A 17809-nucleotide genomic window follows, 5' to 3' on the forward strand; every position below is an offset into this window, starting at 1 on the left:
CGCGCTTTTGTGTGTCTGTAAATGTATTGAGAATATTGATTATTTTTACTAAGAACTGAAATTCTTGATACTACTGATATCAAGGATTTCAAAGTTGAATTAAATTTGAAGTAGGAATCTAATTATTCGTAAGGACTATCTAAAACACATGATCATGAGACTATTATGATTACAAATCTGATAAATTAATAAAAGGTTTTGTTCTAATTATAGAAATCGCCTTACTCAATTAAATGAACGTATCAAATTCATTCGACTTGGGTGGAGAGGATGCTTTTTTCATGAGTTTTTCCCATAATTGTATGAACTTGCTCCATTCCGATGTAGCAGGATGGTTTTGATAAATAACATTTTCATAACTAAGAGTGAGTTTTTGCATATCAGTCGAATTGTAAAGGTTATCTACATGGATTGCATATTCTCTCAATGTTTGGCTTTCGTTGCGTGAGATGCCGGTTCTTTCCAGTTGTTTTAAAAGTGCATCATAAGCTTTTGCATAAACATCATCTCCTTTTCGGTATTTATAGGAGAGAATGATAAAAAATGCGAACCACTTTATTCTAGTAGTAAAGAGGGCATAGCCAGTTATGCTAATTGATATGATACAAAGGAACAAGTATCCCCATGAAAATCCTTTTTTGGAATCCATAATCTTTCCGTTAGAGAGGACTTCGGTATCTTCTATTAAATTTTTTTGTTTTGCTTCTGCATTTCGCTGTGGAGTTTGTTCGTTGCTAGGTATCGTAGTTTCGCTATTTGGTGAAGTGGCAGTTGAAGCAGAAGCGTCATGTGTAAAGTTATATGGGTTGCTGAAACCCTTTGTTGGTTCGAACGGGACCCATCCGTATCCTGGAAAGTATACTTCAACCCAAGAGTGTGCATTGTTATTATCGATTGTGTAAATATTCTCATAATCTGAATTCGTTACTTTGTTTTCAAGAGTGCCCTCGGTATAGCCCTTTACCCAGCGTGCCGGAATCCCAATAGAGCGAAGTAAAACAATCATAGACGTGGAAAAATTATTGCAGTATCCACTTTTTGTATCAAATATAAATTGATCTGCATAATCTTGATCCTTTCCAGGAACCTTAACATGTTCTGTTTCATATACAAAAGAATTATTTGCGAAGTAGCTTTCAACAGCTAATACTTGATCGTATCGATTGTTTTTATCTTTTGTAAGATTTATCGCTAAGTCTTTTACCCTCTTTGGTAATGAGTCGGGTAATTGAGTATATTTTTCTATGAAATAAGAGCTTGCCTCTAGACCCTCAGCCGCTTTTACAGCTTTTAAGTTTTCGATAGAAAAATGAGGAGTCTTATAAGTCACCTTATATTTATTTAAGGTAGTAGAAGAGCCTTCTTTCATCATATCGATTTTTTCCGAAAAGGGATCTGCACGGAATGATACATCTGAAGCAGCTTCAACCGATACTAATCCCGCGGGATAAATAAGGTGAGGTGAGTCTTTTTGCATGGTGATAATTGCTTCGGTAGTTTCCGTTTTTGTATTCCGTTCATACCAACTCAATACGTTGTTTTTATTCTTAAAAGAAATTTTTTTCGGGTTATCAGAAATTTCCCAACCCTTTCCGGTATAAAAGTCTTTTGTTTCAACTCTCCAATATTGACTATTTTGCATTTGCGCTGTGAAAACAACTGTGTCGTCCCATTTAAAAGGACCGCCTAATTGAGAGTCATCCATACCGTAACCGACTTTGTTGATTGTTGTCTCTTTATTTGCTGAAGGTGTATCGAATCTGAAGAAAGTATCAATATTGGATAATTGAGGACCGGGTTTGGGAGCGAAATATCCAATAGTTATCGTAAATATAATAGATACCGTAATTGGGATGAGCAATTGCGGTGTGGATTTGGTATGCTTTTGTAAGTTCTCGAACGTTTTTATACGTTCAATCTGGAGAAGGCTGAGCATGAAAAGACCCGTTATAATTGTACGAATAATCGCCTTGTTCATGTCATATAAGCCGAATATATCAAAAATTGTAATATAAATAACGGTTAACGTAAGAAATAAGAGTCCGCGTTTTTGGTGAATCAGCCAATAAAGGGTGAGGAAGCACGAAAACCAAAGAACTAAAAAAAATAAAAAGGTCTGAAAAGATTTGGAAAGATCCCACCAATTTGCTTGAAAGAGAAGGGGGGTATTGTGAAAGAAATCAGATAAGGATTCTACCAACCAAGCAGGGTGAATAAAAGGTCCCTTATAATCTACCGAATGAATCATAAATAAGATGACTAAAATCTTTATCGAAATTTGGAATCGGGTTTGAAAAAAAGAGAGAATGAAGCAAATTCCTATAAATCCTGTAAAGAGGTTCAATCTCACCATGTCTGTAATTTCTATAAGTGGTCGCAACCATTCTAATAAAATGAGAAAACCAAATAAATGCATTAGGAAACTACTGATATCCCATTTATTATTTAAAGGTAATATGGTCATTTGTTCACCTCAAAAAATACATTTGTATAATGATTCTCATAAACTGCTTTCACGAATACTTTTTGTTTTCTTAGCGTTTCGAGTAGGCTTAGTTCCAATTTTGAGAATTGATGTACTTTTTCCTTGACGACAAATATCATTAGCTTACTGCTTTTCAGTGATATACTGTCAGCAACTTTTTGAATATCGGGAGAAAGATTACTTGTTACAAGTATGAATGTTACTGGTTGATAGATTTTCTTTAACTCTATTTCTACAGTTTGAGAGAGCGGAAACATATTGTCTGCTTGTACTTTTGCTAAATGGTGAAAAATTTGTTGTAATTGTGTCTCACCATGACGTAAAGGAAGAACGGTTTGTTCTTTTCCGGCGGATATAAATGATGCTTGTGAATCTTGTTTTAGGATAGACCTCACGAGAGAAGCTGTAAACGTAACAACCAATTCGAACAGGGGAGAGGGGGTTCTGTCCATGAAAATCACGGCATCATGACTTCGTTGTTGTTCAAACTCTTTCGTCATAATCTTGTTTTTTCGAGCAGTTGCCTTCCAATCGATCCATGAAAAACGGTCACCAGGTTTATAGTCTCTGACACCAGATGAGACTGTTGCATCTCTTGCTACATTCACATTTGATGAGAGTGTTCCTTGTTCGAAATCGTTTTCTAATTGTCTATAAGTTATGTCTACATATTGGGGATAAACTAAAAATCTATCGGGAACTGAAAAGATTGTCTCTTTTTCGATAATCCCGAATACATCACCAGTTTTTACACGCACACTCGAAAAGGTGTGTTCTCCTCTTGGGATTGCGTCGATTACATATTGATATGAAATATTTCGCTTGAATCCTGGAAATAATAACACTTTTGCATTTTTTGATTGTTTGCGAGTTTTGAACTCCATGGGTAGCACTTCTTCTACAATTAAATAAAGCAAGGGGAAGGGGATTTTTCGTTTTATTGTAATAGTGCATAAGAACTGCTGTCCTGCTGTAAACTCCTTTTGATTTGTTATGCGTTTCACCTCGGCGTTCCACAAGGCACAAAAGGGTAACAATAATGAGTAAAGACCGAAAGGACTAAAGGTGTAAAATAGAAACCAGCTTACAAATTCTCCTTGTAACATGGTGTATACAAATGTTAAAGCGATGAATAAAGCAAGCAACGATAGCTTCCCGGCGTGACGACCATTTCGTAGTAGCTGTTTCATTAGGAGTTTTTCGCCTTTTGAGCCGGTACTGGAGTCCGGGCGATAATTTTTATGATAACGCTTTCTGGTGTTATCCCTTCAAATTTCGTCTCTATTTTTAAAATGAGTCTATGGGCTAAAACATATGGAGCTAAACATTTAACATCATCTGGAATGACAAAATCCCTGCCATTTATGAGCGCATAAGCTTGTGCAGCTTTCATCAAAGCAATGGAGCCACGGGGGCTAGCCCCTAGCTGTACGGAATTATAAGATCGGGTTTGATTAACGATTTTTACGATGTAGTGTTTGATGGCCTTGTCTGTATATATTGCCCGTACGTTTTGTTGTAAGTGTAGTAATTCTTCTATTGTAATAACGGCTTGTAAATGAGAGATAGGCTTTGTTTTTTCTGTCCGATTTAAAATTTCAAATTCTTCTTCCGGTGTGGGATAGCCCATTTTTAGCTTTAGTAAGAAACGGTCGAGCTGAGCCTCTGGTAAAGGATACGTTCCTTCATACTCAATTGGATTTTGTGTAGCTATTACAAAAAATGGCTTTGGTAAAGGTCTTGTTATACCATCTACTGTTAAATTGCCTTCCTCCATACTTTCAAGCAAGGCTGACTGCGTTTTTGGTGATGTACGGTTAATTTCATCAGCTAGCACGATATTTCCCATAATAGGTCCTGCCATAAATTCAAATTGATATTCTTTCGGATTATAAATAGAAACACCTGTTACATCTGATGGCAGTAAATCAGGAGTAAATTGAATCCGTTTGAAATTTGCATCGATGGATTTTGCAAGGGCTTGTACCATCATTGTTTTCCCGACACCTGGTACATCTTCTAATAGTACATGGCCTTCGGTTAAGAGAGCCGCTAAGGTAAGAATGATTTCCTTTCGCTTTCCGACAATCACTTTTTCAATATTATTGATTATCTTTTCTACAATTGGGTGCAAAGAATCGAGTTGCGTCATCATACTCCTCCCAATTTCATTTTTTATAGTTGATTCAATTTATTGTGAAAATTATGTTTCGTGTAAAATAAAATTTGCTTTTTTGATTTTTGTTGCAAGAAAAAACCAATCTACGGGGAAATTGAAGGGGATTTGAAGGGAATTTGCTTGAAATGGTTGGTATTGTTGAGGAAATTACCCCTTTTTGTCACTTTATATAATTTCTATGTCATTTAAGGAAATCCTACTCTACGTTTTTAAATTATTTTGTTTTGACTCTAGTCCTATGTGCATGAAATTTGTTTCCAGTGTAAAAATATTTCACTAGAAACATAGATTAACAATATTCTAGTAACTATGGGATTTAACAACTAATTGACAAGTTCAATAAAATTACACTTATCCCAACGTATTATTCAGAAGTATTTTAGATTTTGAGGTTGAATATTTCATGTGTAAAATAGGGACAAGCAATTGTATGAGCTGTCCCTAACAAACATCACTCTGAGTAGTGTTTGTATTAAAAATTATTGTTTGTTTAATGTTCTATTAAGTTGGATAAAGGAATTTCCTGCTCATTTTGAGGCTCATTAAGGGGGTAAATTCTAGCTGTTTCATTATTTTCATCTACATTTTGAATATAAATCGGAACTCCATTATAGGTTACATTAGCCATAACCGGTGAAGATGCAATCTCTTGTGCTCGTTGTTTGTTCATGATAATGACCTCCTTTTGACTTATAACAGTAATAATATGTACTTTAAATTACTTAATTATTCTTATTACTCAACAGTAAGCAAATAGGGAACTAATAGGTATTAATTTTGATTTTAAGCATATAAGTTTATAAAGTTTATCCTGATGGCCAAGGAGTGAGCAGAGTGAACAGGGTAGGAAAAGATGATTTTGTTTCAGGATTTGTACCTAATCATAATCATGGTTCTGTTGATTATACATCTGTTGAGGCGGGGCATGTACATCAATGCTTAGATGTAACCTCTCCACCAATTTCGGTACAGGACGGAGGACATATACACTATACAGAAGGATATGTAGTATTCGAAGATGGACATACGCATTATTATAAGGCGCACTCAGGACCAGCTATTCCAGTTGGAAATGGAATGCATGTCCATTATTACGATTTTTATACAACAGAAGATAATGGACATAAACATCGTATTAAGGGAGTGGACCAGCCTGCGCCAGGTAATAAATAAAAAGATATTTTTTAAAAGGAAAACTCACGTCCTAATGAGATATGAGTTTTTTTATCTTTTCTTTACAAAATACTAGATTTACAGTTCTTAATGATGCAGTTTAAGTATGATGGGTATCGTCTATTCATATACATGGTGTAGTAGTGAAATTTTTACAAATGAGGTGGGATTTTAATGACTAACGGACAACAACCAATTCCTGATCATTTTGTCATGGATAAGCAAAGGGCTATGCTGCTTCCGCCCGAATTGAAAGCCGCACCTTCTGAATCATTAACAGAACAATTATTTATCGAAAGGTCCTTAACTGAAAATCGATTTTGGTTACGGATTATGAAGGAACATGCGCTTTTTCTTGGTGAAGGGTTTAATCGAAAAGATAAAAATCTAATTCAGCAAGTAGATCAGTTTTTTCAGCTTTTTGATCGACATCTACAAAAAGCATTCTCTATTCCTCAAACTGTTCAAGCAGTTAGGCAATTAAATGAAGAAAGTATTCAGCTAGTTTATGCGTTTCGTAATTATAAAAGAAATCTTTTAATTTTAATTATTAATTGTAAGGTAAGTGGCTTTAATTTTCCTTTATTAGTAGATCATGTTGCGCGAGAAGCAGAATATTTTATAAGAACGCTTCAGAAATTTAATGAAGGAAAAATGGATCCAATTCAAGATGCGATAATTAGTGAAAATGTGTTTTGGCTAAAAATTATGATGGAGCACTCTCGTTTTATTGCCTCTTTGCTTGATCAATCAGAGCGAAATTTAGTTCATACTGCTTTAAAATTCGGTGATGATTTTGAAATTCTTCTTAATCAAGCTAGGGATGTTGAATCGATGTTATATCAGAAGGAACCAACATATCCGATAATCGGAAAGCTAAATAAAGATAGTGAAAATGCCACAGTTGAATTGAGAAATTTCAAAAAGGCGGGATTGGAACTTATTCAAACATGCCAAATTCGAAATGTAATTAATCCATTACTAGCTGATCATGTTACAAGAGAAGCTGAGCATTTCTTATTTATGATTCATGTGTTGGAAGAAAGGTTGAAACAAAAACAAATGCAGCTATCGATGGAATGAGTGCTTTGTTATCATGATGGATACATACTAGAGTGTTCATTTGTTAAAAAAATCCATTTGATGGTTCGCTTTTTTATCATGCAACAACTCAGTTCATTTTCATCGTGAAAAGGTCGATAATTCTTGTACTAAGGAATTATCGGCCTTTTCTACTCTTACATTACAAACCATGTATGAGAAATATTATTTTTTCTTTCTATATGGGAATTATAGATAAAAAAGGATGGTGAAAATATGACAATTGATCGAATTTGTACAATTGGACCGGCGAGTAATAATAAGGATACTTTGTCGCAGTTAATAAGAAATGGTATGAATATTATCCGCCTTAATTTATCGCATGGTTCCCATGAAAGCCATAAGGAAATAATTCAATTAGTAAAATCTTTAGATGATTCCATCAAAATTTTAGGGGATTTACAAGGACCCAAGATAAGATTGGGAGTTATTGAAGAAAATGGAGTTACTCTTCAAGCAGGAGATACTTTTACTTTATACATTCATTCTATTTCTGGAAACAAAGAAGAAGCAAGTGTTGATTATCCAGGGATTATTAATGACGTGAAAGTTGGAAATAGAATTCTTATTAATGATGGACAAGTTGAGTTAACGGTTGAAAAGATAAGCGAGGATAAAATAGAAACAAAAGTAAAGGTAGGTGGCGATATAGCTTCTCATAAGGGGGTGAATTTACCAGGTACAATCGTTAGCTTACCAGCTATTACAGAGAAGGATAAAAAAGATATTCAGTTTCTTTTAAGTGAGAATGTTGACTTTATTGCATGCTCATTTGTTAGAAAACCTTCTCATATACAGGAAATCCGGAACTTTATCCGCCTAAAAAATGAAACTTCACCAAATCTAATTGCTAAGGTGGAAACGATGGAGGCCATCGAGAATTTTCAGGAGATATGTAAAGAAGTGGAGGGTATTATGATTGCCAGGGGCGATTTAGGCGTAGAATTACCGTACCAATTTATTCCGCTTTTACAAAAAATGATGATTCATGAGTGTAATCGCACAAATACGTATGTGATTACGGCAACGCAAATGCTTCAATCCATGGTGGATTATTCTATTCCTACAAGAGCTGAGGTGACTGATGTATTTCAAGCTGTATTGGATGGAACGAATGCTGTTATGCTTTCTGCTGAAAGTGCATCAGGTGATCATCCGATTGAAAGTATTAAAACATTGCGTCTAGTTTCTGAGTTTGCTGAGCATGTAAAAAAAGATGCCCCCTTTGTTATGAAAGATGTGCTGGAATTATTACATAAATCCATTTAGTGTATAGAATTGTATGATATTATTTATCACGATTTCTCCATGTTTAGGTAAGGGGAATCGTGATTCTTTAATTTGTTTGGTATAAAGAAAAGAGAGGTGGAAAACGGTATTTTATTAAATAGACAACAAACGGTACCTTGCAATAAACAATAGCGGATGGTATATTATGGATAACGCAAGTACCTTGCATTGAGTGGTACTGATTGGAAAGGAGGATTATCTTTGAACGTCCAGTTTAAAAAAGGTGTGCTAGAACTTTGTGTACTGGCACTTGTCAAACGAAAAGATTGCTACGGTTATGAGCTCGTTCAGCAAATCTCCAATAAATTTTTAATATCGGAAGGGTCTGTATATCCGTTATTACGTCGATTAACAAAAGAGGGCTATTTTCAAACATATTTAAAAGAATCAACAGAAGGGCCACCGCGTAAATATTATCAATTAACAAATCAAGGTGAAGAACAACTCCATTTACTTGTAACGGATTGGCGTGATTTTGCTAGAGGGGTACAAGAAATTATTGAAGAGGTGTAATGAGATGAACAAAGAACAGTTTCTTCGAGATCTATCAGGACATCTTAGAAAGTTATCAGAAGAAGAAAGACAGGATATTTTATACGATTATGAGGAGCATTTTCAGTTTGGATTAGAGGAAGGGAAGACAGAGGTAGAAATTATAAAAGGACTCGGTTCGCCAAAAGTAATTGCGAAAGAGATGTTAGCGTTATATCGTTTTGATGAGATGAAAAAGGATCCATCTGCTTCAAATATAACAAGAGCTGTAATGGCGGCAATTGGTCTTAGTTTATTAAATTTTATTCTTGTATTAGGTCCTTTAGTCGCAATTATAAGTTTTATATTTGCACTTTGGGTTGGTGGAGTTGCTAGCGTTGTGGCACCACTATTTGTAGTAATTAAAATCCTAACTGGTACTTTTTTGTGGCTTGAGGTATTCGTTTCTATTACGTTTGTTGGTGTTGGATTATTGTTATGTATAGGTGCTTACTACTGTACAAAATGGTTTAAAAAATTTTGTGTGCGCTATGTCAATTGGAATCTCAAAATGATTAGAGGGGAATAGATGAGATGAAAAAGATATTATTAATAGCTGTCGCTTGTATCATTATTGGTGTTATTGGTATATCGCAAACATATTCAAAAACAGTAGATGCGGCGGAAGAGGGAGAAACTGAAAGAGTTATAAAAAATGAAGCAATTAAAAGTCTAGAAATTGATTTGGATGCTGAGGATGTTACAGTTCAAAAAGGGAATGATTCTTCTTTTCATATAAAACAATCAGGAAATACTACGAAGCAAAAAATAAGTATTGATGAAGAAGGAGAGATATTAAAAATTCAGGGTAAGATAAAAAAAGGAATTTCATTAGATTTTTCATTTTTATCATTTGGGTTTAAATCGTCGGGGGTAACAATTGTTGTTCCAGAACGTGCTTATCAAGACATAAAAGTAAGTTCTTCTGCTGGTGAGATAACAGTAAATGATGTGAAGAGTGAACGCATAGAAGCAGCAACGCTTGGTGGAGATGTAGAAATAGAGCGGGTGACAGCGAAGAAAGTAGAAGGATCTTCAAAAGCGGGCGGAATTAAAATGAAAAAAGTAAGTGGAAAAGTTGTTGCGAAAACAACAAGTGGAGATGTGGACGTTATTGATCATGACTCTAAATATGATGTGGAAGCAAGCTCGACTGCAGGAGATGTTGATATTCGGCTACTTGAAAAGCCTCAAGATGCGACTGTAAGTGGGAAAACATTTGCTGGTGAAGTTAAGGTTTTCAAGGAGGAAGAAAGAAATGTAGTAGTAGGGAATGGGAGCGTAAAAATTAGCGGACAAACATCTGCAGGAGACGTGACAATTGAAGCGAATTAAAAAATAGACCAGTTTAACTGGTCTATTTTTTAATGTAAATCGCGATATACCCCGATTACTTTTCCAATAACAGAGACTTTATCTAAAATGATTGGCTCTAAAGAAGAGTTTTCGGGTTGTAAGCGGAAATGATCTTTTTCTTTGTAAAAACGTTTTACAGTTGCTTCATTATCTTCTGTTAAAGCAACAACGATTTCTCCATTGTATGCAGAATGTTGTTGGCGAACAACAACTAAGTCTCCATCCAGAATACCAGCTTCGATCATACTATCTCCAGAGATTCGTAGCATAAACACCTGGTCTGCTCCAGCAACAACGCTTGCAGGAAGTGGGAAGTGTTCTTCTACACTTTCAACTGCTGTAATTGGTAAACCAGCTGTAACTTTTCCGACAATTGGGACTTGAACAACTGATTGTGTGTCTGTTTCGATTCTTACTTCTCCTAAAATTTCAATAGCTCTTGGTTTTGTTGGATCACGTCGAATATAACCTTTTTCTTCTAGACGTGATAAATGTCCGTGCACTGTAGAACTAGAAGCAAGGCCAACCGCTTGACCGATTTCGCGTACGGAAGGTGGATAACCTTTTTCTTGTACTTTTAGTTTAATGAAGTCGAGAATGTCTTGCTGGCGTTTTGTTAACTTTTCCATGTTTTTTTACACCTCGTTTTCTTTCAATTTTCTTACTTATAAGTATAACATGCAAAAAAACATTCTACAAACATAAGTTCGAACAAAAGGACGATTTGTGATACACTAAAGGAAAAATTGAAATGAGGAAGAAGGTTTTAAAATGAATGCAATCATTTATGCCCGTGTAAGCACAACGAAAGAAGCGCAGGAAACTTCATTATCACGCCAAAAAGATGAATTATTGCATTTAGCTGAGCGGTATCAAATGAATGTTATAAAGGTGATTGAGGAGAAGGCAAGCGGCTATACGATTGAACGAGACGGTATATTAGAAGTGTTAGATATGATTCGAGATGAACAGGTCGATGTGCTTCTCATTCAAGATGAAACGCGGCTTGGAAGAGGGAATGCAAAAATTGCTTTAATGCACTGTTTACATAAAGAAGGAATAAAAGTATATACACATACGCATAATGGTGAATTACAGCTTTCTGATTCGGATTCTATGGTACTAGATATTATTGGTATAGTTGAAGAGTATCAGAGAAAGATTCATAATTTGAAGATTAAACGTGGAATGCAGAGAGCGGTAGAAAGAGGGTTTCGTCCAGAAAAAAACTTAAAAAACCGACATTTAAGTACAGGACGTGAAAAGAAAGAAGTGCCGATTGAAGAAATTGTACGTCTGCGTCGCAATGAATTAACATTTGAGGAAATTGCAGCAACGCTTCGTGGTTTTGGACACGATGTATCTAAAGCAACAGTACATCGCAGATACGTGGAATACACGAAGCAATTGCTTGATAAACAAGACTAACTATTGTATGATAATAATCAGTTTTAAGTAGAAAGGGGATTCGAGATGCTAAGTCACGAACTCATTGAACGCATTAACTTCTTAGCGAAAAAAGCGAAAGCTGAAGGATTAACTGAAGAAGAACAACGTGAGCGCCAATCGCTCCGTGAACAATATTTAAAAGGATTTCGTCAAAATATGTTAAACGAATTAAAAGGCATTAAAGTCGTTAACGAAGAAGGTAAAGATATTACACCGGCGAAATTAAAAGCATTGAAAAAACAAGATAATACAAAGTTAAATTAAGAGGTGGGCGCAGCCCATCTTTTTTGATTTTAATAGAATGGTTTATTTGGTAACTTTCCAATTACGATTGGTAGTCGCTTCAATTATCCCCCGCTCTAATATGTAATTTGCGATAAGTTCAGACATATCAATTGGTATGTCTTTTATGATGGGTTTATTTTGGTACATAAAATAATTTCCGCCACCACTTGCACGATAATTATTCATAACTACGTCATATTCTTGATCAAAGTGAATGGGAGATCCGTCATATTGTAAGGAAACTACTCGTTCACCAACTGGTTTTGAAATGTTTAATATGTATGAAACTCCTTCCCACATATCGTAATTGTAATGCTGTGGTTTTGGCGTAGTGTAAGCGGGGTTTACAATAATATCTCCTTCGTTATTTAATGTGAAATATTCAGCGGATAATTCGAGAGCATCTTTAATATCTTTTCCTGTAATACGTATGACCTTTAATGTGTTTGGATAAATATAATTTGATACAATATCTCTCATTGTAATTTGATTTGGAAAGCCAGAAGATTCATTATGAAATAGGCTTGTACAAGAAATATGGACTCCAGCTACCTCCATTTGTACTTTGTTTATAAATTCAATAAAAGGATTGTCTTGTAAACGTGTTTGCATCGCAGTGTGAATTTGCATGTCACCAATAATGGTGCCGATTGGTTGATCTAGCCATTGTTGCGTTTGATTTTCGTAGTCAGATACAAGTGAAAGTGCTTTTTCGTCTGTTTGAACGTCTTTGACAGATAACAGTTCCGATTGACACTTTTTAATTATCCTTCGATCTTTATTTTGTTCTAACTCTACTCGAACTTTTCCTAATGAATGGCCATTAGATCCGGGTTGTACAACGGTTACACCATTTACTTTCGTATTTGCAATAGAGCGATGTTGGTGACCTGTTAGTAATATATCAATACCATCTATTTCTTGGCACATCGCATATCCTTGATTCTCACCGGTTAAAATTTCTGTTGGTTCTCCAGATTGTAAATCCCTTTCAAAGCCACCATGATATGCTACGACTAATAAGTCAGGTTGCTCTTGGTTATGAATGAGAGAAACCCATTTTTTTGTTGTTTCTAGTGCATCTTCAAATAGTAAATCTTTAATATGAGGTGGCTGCTCCCAATTTGGGATGTAATGTGTTGTAACTCCCAAGATAGCGACTTTTATATTAGGATGTATGTGTTTAATAATATAGGGTTTCCCAAAGTAAGGATCTTTTGTATGTTTATTTAAAATATTTGCAGATAGATAAGGCATATTCGCGTTTAATATAGCTTTGTTTAATACATCCATTCCATAGTTGAATTCGTGATTTCCGATAACGGCCGCATCATATCCAATGTAATTCGCGATAAGTGACATTGGGTTCTTTTTATGCTGTATATATTTAGCGTAGTAATAGGTGAATGGAGTTCCTTGTATAAAATCGCCGTTATCGATCACAATTACATGTTCATGTTGGTTACGCTCTTGGGTGATACGTGTTGCAAGTTTGGCTAATCCTATTTCTGCTGGCTCGTTATTTCGATAATGAATTGGATAAATCGTACCGTGTATATCGCTTGTTAGTAGAATATTTATATGAACAATGTTGTTCTTATTCAAGCTTATCAACCTTCTTTTTTTGTTATCTTATGATAAATCATAACAAATAATCTAGATTTATTTTTTGTCAAATGTTTAGAAAATATAAAAATGTATAATGAAGAAAATGAAAATGTTTTCGGAGTATCGTATGATGACAGGAGAAGGAGGAGAATACTATGGCTTTGCAACATGAATTTGTATTTGTTTCAAATGAAAAAGGAGAGCTAAGTTCTGAAGATTTTTCTTGGCATGACAGGGAGTTTTTTTATAAAGATGGAACGGTTGTTGAAGAATTCGTGATATTCAGTGATGAAATTGTTTTGTATGTGTCAGATTTTTTACAGTGGATTCCAACATATAATCCTTTTAAGAAAGAGAAAGGGTTTGGTATCCATTATTATGGTATTACAAAAATCGAGAAAGAGGGAGCAGAAATAGCGATCAACCTATTTCGCTCATTAGTCAATCTCTTTTCATTGGGACCTGAAAAAATAGAACTCACAGGCTCATTTCAATGGACGGTAGAGTGTGATACGGATGGAGAGTATGAATACTTTAGTTTTAATCGAGATATTCTTTGTACAGAGTTAGAGTCTTTAATTAGATTACTCTATAAAGTGGAAGCGGGAGAAGGACACCTTTTGCATTTTGGAATTTAATTTTTTATCGAGCGTAGTGCTCAGATATAACAAATGTTAATTTTTTCTAAATAAAGCTGAAATAAAAGAAATAGCAATTGCTATGAATAAAGAAATACTGGCGATAAGTAACAAGAGGATTGCAATGAGACTATATAAATAGCCTAATCCTTCACTCGTTATCATTATACCTCGATCAAAATATAGTATGCTGAACGTGCCAATGGAGAGAATAAGCATGACAACACCTGGGAGGTATTTATAAGGTGACTTTAATTTTACTGAAAAGTAAATAGAACTAATTGTAATAAGGGAAAAAACAATTAAAAGGGTTTAGGAAACCACTTGTTCACTCATCATTTCTCCTCCCGCAGTTTTTATTTGATATATACGATGAAAATTAATATATATTCATTTCTATTATATATGTTGTAAATAAATGGTAAATAGAGGAGCGGTATGGAGGGGGCAGAATATTTGCTAAAGATTTTTATGAGCCACGTATGAAAATACAGATAATTCCCTTTATTATCAATAAATGAATAATGAAAAAGTATAGCAGATTGAAACCCTATACATTGTGAAATTTAGTATGTTTTTTGAACAAATTCGAAAAAACATCAACATATTTGTCGATACATGTTGTATAATCTTGCGTGGGAAGCTATCATATAAATGTGTAAAACGTTTACTAATATAAGCGAAGGGAAGAATAGCATGTCACATTCAATCGAACAACTTTCTATCAACACGATTCGCACATTATCCATTGATGCGATTGAAAAAGCAAACTCTGGTCACCCAGGAATGCCAATGGGTGCAGCACCAATGGCTTATACATTATGGACGCAATTTATGAAACATAATCCAAATAACCCAACGTGGTTTAACCGCGATCGTTTCGTATTATCTGCAGGCCATGGTTCAATGTTATTATACAGCCTACTTCATCTATCTGGTTACGACGTAACAATGGATGATTTAAAGAATTTCCGTCAATGGGGAAGCAAAACTCCAGGACATCCTGAGTATGGTCACACAGCAGGCGTAGATGCAACAACTGGTCCGCTTGGACAAGGTATTTCGACAGCTGTTGGTATGGCAATGGCTGAGAGACATTTAGCAGCGAAGTATAACCGTGATGCATACAATGTAGTTGACCATTATACATACGCAATTTGCGGTGATGGCGATTTAATGGAAGGCGTTTCTGCTGAAGCATCTTCATTAGCTGCTCACTTAGGATTAGGTCGACTTGTTGTATTATACGATTCTAATGATATTTCATTAGATGGTGATTTAAATCGTTCATTCTCTGAAAGTGTAGAAGATCGTTATAAAGCATATGGTTGGCAAGTAATCCGTGTTGAGGATGGAAACGATGTTGCAGCAATTGCGAAAGCAATTGAGGAAGCGAAAGCTGACGAAAAACGCCCAACGCTAATCGAAGTAAGAACAACAATCGGTTTCGGTTCTCCAAACAAATCAGGAAAATCAGCTTCACACGGTTCTCCACTAGGTGTAGACGAAACAAAATTAACAAAAGAAGCGTATGCTTGGACAGCTGAACAAGACTTCCATGTATCAGAAGAAGTATATGATAACTTCCGTAAAACGGTACAAGATGTTGGCGAAACAGCTCAAGCTGAGTGGAACACAATGCTTGGTGAATACGCACAAGCATATCCAGAATTAGCAAATGAATTACAAACAGCGATGAAGGGTCTTCTTCCAGAAGGTTGGGATCAAAACTTACCAACTTATGAATTAGGATCAAAAACAGCAACTCGTTCTTCTTCAGGTACTGTAATTAACGCGATTGCAGAAGCGGTACCATCATTCTTTGGTGGATCTGCAGACCTTGCTGGTTCTAACAAAACATACATGAATAACGAAAAAGACTTTACAAGAGCTGACTACAGCGGTAAAAATATTTGGTACGGTGTACGTGAGTTCGCAATGGGTGCAGCAATGAACGGTATCGCACTTCATGGCGGCTTAAAAACTTACGGTGGTACGTTCTTCGTATTCTCTGATTACTTACGTCCAGCAATCCGTCTTGCAGCATTAATGCAATTGCCTGTAACATATGTGTTTACACATGACAGTATCGCTGTTGGTGAAGATGGTCCAACACATGAACCGGTCGAGCAGTTAGCGGCGCTTCGTGCAATGCCAAATGTATCTGTTATTCGTCCTGCTGACGGTAACGAGTCTGTTGCAGCTTGGAAGTTAGCTTTAGGGTCTACAAACACACCAACTGCATTAATTTTAACTCGTCAAGATCTTCCAACATTAGAAGGTGCAAAAGACGATACGTATGAAAAAGTTGCAAAAGGAGCGTATGTAATTTCTGCAAGCAAGAAAGAAATTGCTGATGTAATCTTACTTGCAACTGGTTCTGAAGTAAGCTTAGCGATTGAAGCGCAAAAAGCATTAGCAGAAGATGGTGTTGATGCAGCTGTTGTCAGCATGCCATCTATGGATCGCTTTGAAGCGCAATCTGCTGAATATAAAGAATCTGTATTACCAAAAGCAGTAACAAAACGTTTCGCAATTGAAATGGGTGCGACTTTCGGATGGCACCGTTACGTTGGTCTTGAAGGAGATGTACTAGGTATCGATACATTCGGTGCTTCTGCTCCTGGTGAAAAGATCATGGAAGAGTATGGATTCACTGTAGAAAATGTTGTTCGTAAAGTAAAAGAAATGCTTTAATGGTTTGTGAAAAATCTCTCCGGCATGGAGAGATTTTTCTATGTAAATGAGTTTATTCGACAGAAAAAGTTTTTTCTTTCTCCGTAGTCAGACAATCATTGCATATTTTCTTCTATATAATGAAGAGAAAAGGTTGTCCAGAGCGGGAGGGAAAGTATGAAAACGTATGAATTGTATTTAATTCAAGAAGATGTTGCGAAGGCATACTTTGGTCGGGAGTATTTGTTTTTCGATTTATTTGCTCGATTTTCAGAATCTGATTCCCTTTCGGAAAAGAAAGTGTTATATAAGCAGATGATGTATATTACGACACCATTACAAGTAATGAGAATTCACCATAAATTAGAACAGGTTTTACGTAGTTTTGGGAAGTATAATAGAACACATCATACGCACATGCTTTATACTGGGGCAGAATACGGCGAAATAACGGTGAAATCACAATATATTCAAATGAGTACATCCGGAAATGTGTCGATGGAAACGACTTTCTTTGAGGTTCTCAGGAAATGCGAATTGACATTTTTAGCAATGGATTATGAAAATAAAAAGTATGGTTGGTTAAATCCTCTGAAACAAGCACGAACATATGTGTAAAAAATGTCGAATACAATCTTGTCTTATTGAAAAGGTTTTAGTACACTGTAAGGTAGACAACATGAAGGAGGAAAATATATGTCAATTTGGGTAGTTGTTCTAGTGGGCGTATTAGCACTAGTAGCAGGCGTGGCGTTAGGATTTTTCATCGCCCGCAAATATATGATGAATTACTTACAAAAAAATCCACCAATCAATGAACAAATGTTAAAAATGATGATGATGCAAATGGGACAAAAACCATCCCAAAAGAAAATCAATCAAATGATGAGCGCAATGAACAAACAACAAATGAAATAAGCGCTAAAGGGGGCACTCGATAAGAGTGTCCTTTTCTTTTGGAAAACTTTAGTGTTTAAAACTTTTAAAAATTCTGTATTTTTGATAAACTGAAAACATCGCTCATTTCAAGGGAGGGGG

General features: G+C 35.5%; 18 protein-coding genes. 12 read left to right on the top strand and 6 right to left on the bottom strand.

What is annotated here, in order from left to right; translation table 11 throughout:
* Positions 1-229: 229 nt before the first annotated feature.
* The 4 genes from JDS96_RS20940 to JDS96_RS20955 all read right to left on the bottom strand — a co-directional run bounded on the left by JDS96_RS20940 (position 230) and on the right by JDS96_RS20955 (position 5334).
* The gene (locus JDS96_RS20940) at positions 230-2464 is read right to left on the bottom strand and encodes a DUF4129 domain-containing transglutaminase family protein (protein WP_199667918.1); all 2235 of its coding nucleotides are present in this window, start codon (positions 2462-2464) and stop codon (positions 230-232) included.
* Positions 2461-3675 (bottom strand): DUF58 domain-containing protein, encoded by a 1215-nt coding sequence (locus JDS96_RS20945; protein ID WP_098206632.1) that lies wholly within the window; start codon positions 3673-3675, stop codon positions 2461-2463. Before JDS96_RS20945 ends, JDS96_RS20940 begins: the two co-directional genes overlap by 4 nt.
* Positions 3675-4637, bottom strand: coding sequence for an AAA family ATPase (locus JDS96_RS20950; protein ID WP_003199256.1), 963 nt, complete (start codon positions 4635-4637; stop codon positions 3675-3677). The genes JDS96_RS20945 and JDS96_RS20950 overlap by 1 nt, the downstream gene beginning before the upstream one ends.
* A 517-nt stretch (positions 4638-5154) precedes the next feature.
* Positions 5155-5334, bottom strand: a complete 180-nt coding sequence (locus tag JDS96_RS20955; RefSeq protein WP_003199254.1) for a small acid-soluble spore protein H — start codon at positions 5332-5334, stop codon at positions 5155-5157.
* A gap of 164 nt (positions 5335-5498) precedes the next feature.
* Between JDS96_RS20955 and JDS96_RS20960 the strand changes: the two genes are divergently transcribed.
* The 6 genes from JDS96_RS20960 (at position 5499) to JDS96_RS20985 (ending at position 10094) form a co-directional block, all read left to right on the top strand.
* A complete protein-coding gene (locus tag JDS96_RS20960) occupies positions 5499-5837 on the top strand; it encodes a YmaF family protein (RefSeq protein WP_018765285.1) in 339 nt (112 codons plus the stop codon).
* Between the two features lie 174 nt (positions 5838-6011).
* Complete coding sequence (locus JDS96_RS20965) at positions 6012-6920, top strand: DUF2935 domain-containing protein (protein WP_199667919.1); 909 nt, start codon at positions 6012-6014, stop codon at positions 6918-6920.
* A 234-nt stretch (positions 6921-7154) separates the two neighbouring features.
* Complete coding sequence (locus JDS96_RS20970; protein ID WP_003199240.1) at positions 7155-8207, top strand: pyruvate kinase; 1053 nt, start codon at positions 7155-7157, stop codon at positions 8205-8207.
* A gap of 222 nt (positions 8208-8429) precedes the next feature.
* Positions 8430-8741, top strand: a complete 312-nt coding sequence (locus JDS96_RS20975) for a PadR family transcriptional regulator (protein ID WP_003199239.1) — start codon at positions 8430-8432, stop codon at positions 8739-8741.
* Positions 8742-8745: 4 nt separating this feature from the next.
* Complete coding sequence (locus JDS96_RS20980; RefSeq protein WP_199667920.1) at positions 8746-9288, top strand: DUF1700 domain-containing protein; 543 nt, start codon at positions 8746-8748, stop codon at positions 9286-9288.
* Between the two features lie 5 nt (positions 9289-9293).
* The gene (locus JDS96_RS20985) at positions 9294-10094 is read left to right on the top strand and encodes a DUF4097 family beta strand repeat-containing protein (RefSeq protein ID WP_199667921.1); all 801 of its coding nucleotides are present in this window, start codon (positions 9294-9296) and stop codon (positions 10092-10094) included.
* Between the two features lie 29 nt (positions 10095-10123).
* Here JDS96_RS20985 and lexA read toward each other — a convergent pair whose 3' ends face one another.
* A complete protein-coding gene (gene lexA / locus JDS96_RS20990) occupies positions 10124-10744 on the bottom strand; it encodes a transcriptional repressor LexA (RefSeq protein WP_003199232.1) in 621 nt (206 codons plus the stop codon).
* Positions 10745-10886: 142 nt separating this feature from the next.
* On the opposite strand from lexA, the gene JDS96_RS20995 reads away from it, so the two are divergent.
* Entirely contained in the window at positions 10887-11543 is a 657-nt protein-coding gene (locus JDS96_RS20995; RefSeq protein ID WP_003199230.1) for a YneB family resolvase-like protein, read from the top strand.
* A 45-nt stretch (positions 11544-11588) separates the two neighbouring features.
* Positions 11589-11828: a DUF896 domain-containing protein gene (locus JDS96_RS21000; RefSeq protein ID WP_016115780.1), complete on the top strand. Its 240-nt coding sequence runs from the start codon at positions 11589-11591 to the stop codon at positions 11826-11828.
* Between the two features lie 42 nt (positions 11829-11870).
* Here the strand turns inward: JDS96_RS21000 and JDS96_RS21005 are convergent, their stop codons facing one another.
* Positions 11871-13454: a bifunctional metallophosphatase/5'-nucleotidase gene (locus JDS96_RS21005; protein ID WP_199667922.1), complete on the bottom strand. Its 1584-nt coding sequence runs from the start codon at positions 13452-13454 to the stop codon at positions 11871-11873.
* 158 nt (positions 13455-13612) lie between these two features.
* Here JDS96_RS21005 and JDS96_RS21010 point away from each other — a divergent pair, with 158 nt between their 5' ends.
* From JDS96_RS21010 to JDS96_RS21025, 4 genes are all read left to right on the top strand, one after another.
* Positions 13613-14095, top strand: coding sequence for a coproporphyrinogen III oxidase (locus JDS96_RS21010; protein ID WP_199667923.1), 483 nt, complete (start codon positions 13613-13615; stop codon positions 14093-14095).
* A gap of 696 nt (positions 14096-14791) precedes the next feature.
* On the top strand, positions 14792-16792 hold the full coding sequence (gene tkt / locus JDS96_RS21015) for a transketolase (protein ID WP_003199219.1): 2001 nt from the start codon (positions 14792-14794) through the stop codon (positions 16790-16792).
* A gap of 156 nt (positions 16793-16948) precedes the next feature.
* Entirely contained in the window at positions 16949-17389 is a 441-nt protein-coding gene (sirA, locus tag JDS96_RS21020; protein ID WP_003199216.1) for a sporulation inhibitor of replication protein SirA, read from the top strand.
* A 78-nt stretch (positions 17390-17467) separates the two neighbouring features.
* Complete coding sequence (locus JDS96_RS21025) at positions 17468-17689, top strand: YneF family protein (protein WP_003199214.1); 222 nt, start codon at positions 17468-17470, stop codon at positions 17687-17689.
* Positions 17690-17809 lie beyond the last annotated feature (120 nt).

The organism is Bacillus cereus group sp. N21 (genome assembly GCF_016483395.1).
In the GTDB taxonomy this organism is placed as follows: Bacteria; Bacillota; Bacilli; order Bacillales; family Bacillaceae_G; genus Bacillus_A; species Bacillus_A pseudomycoides.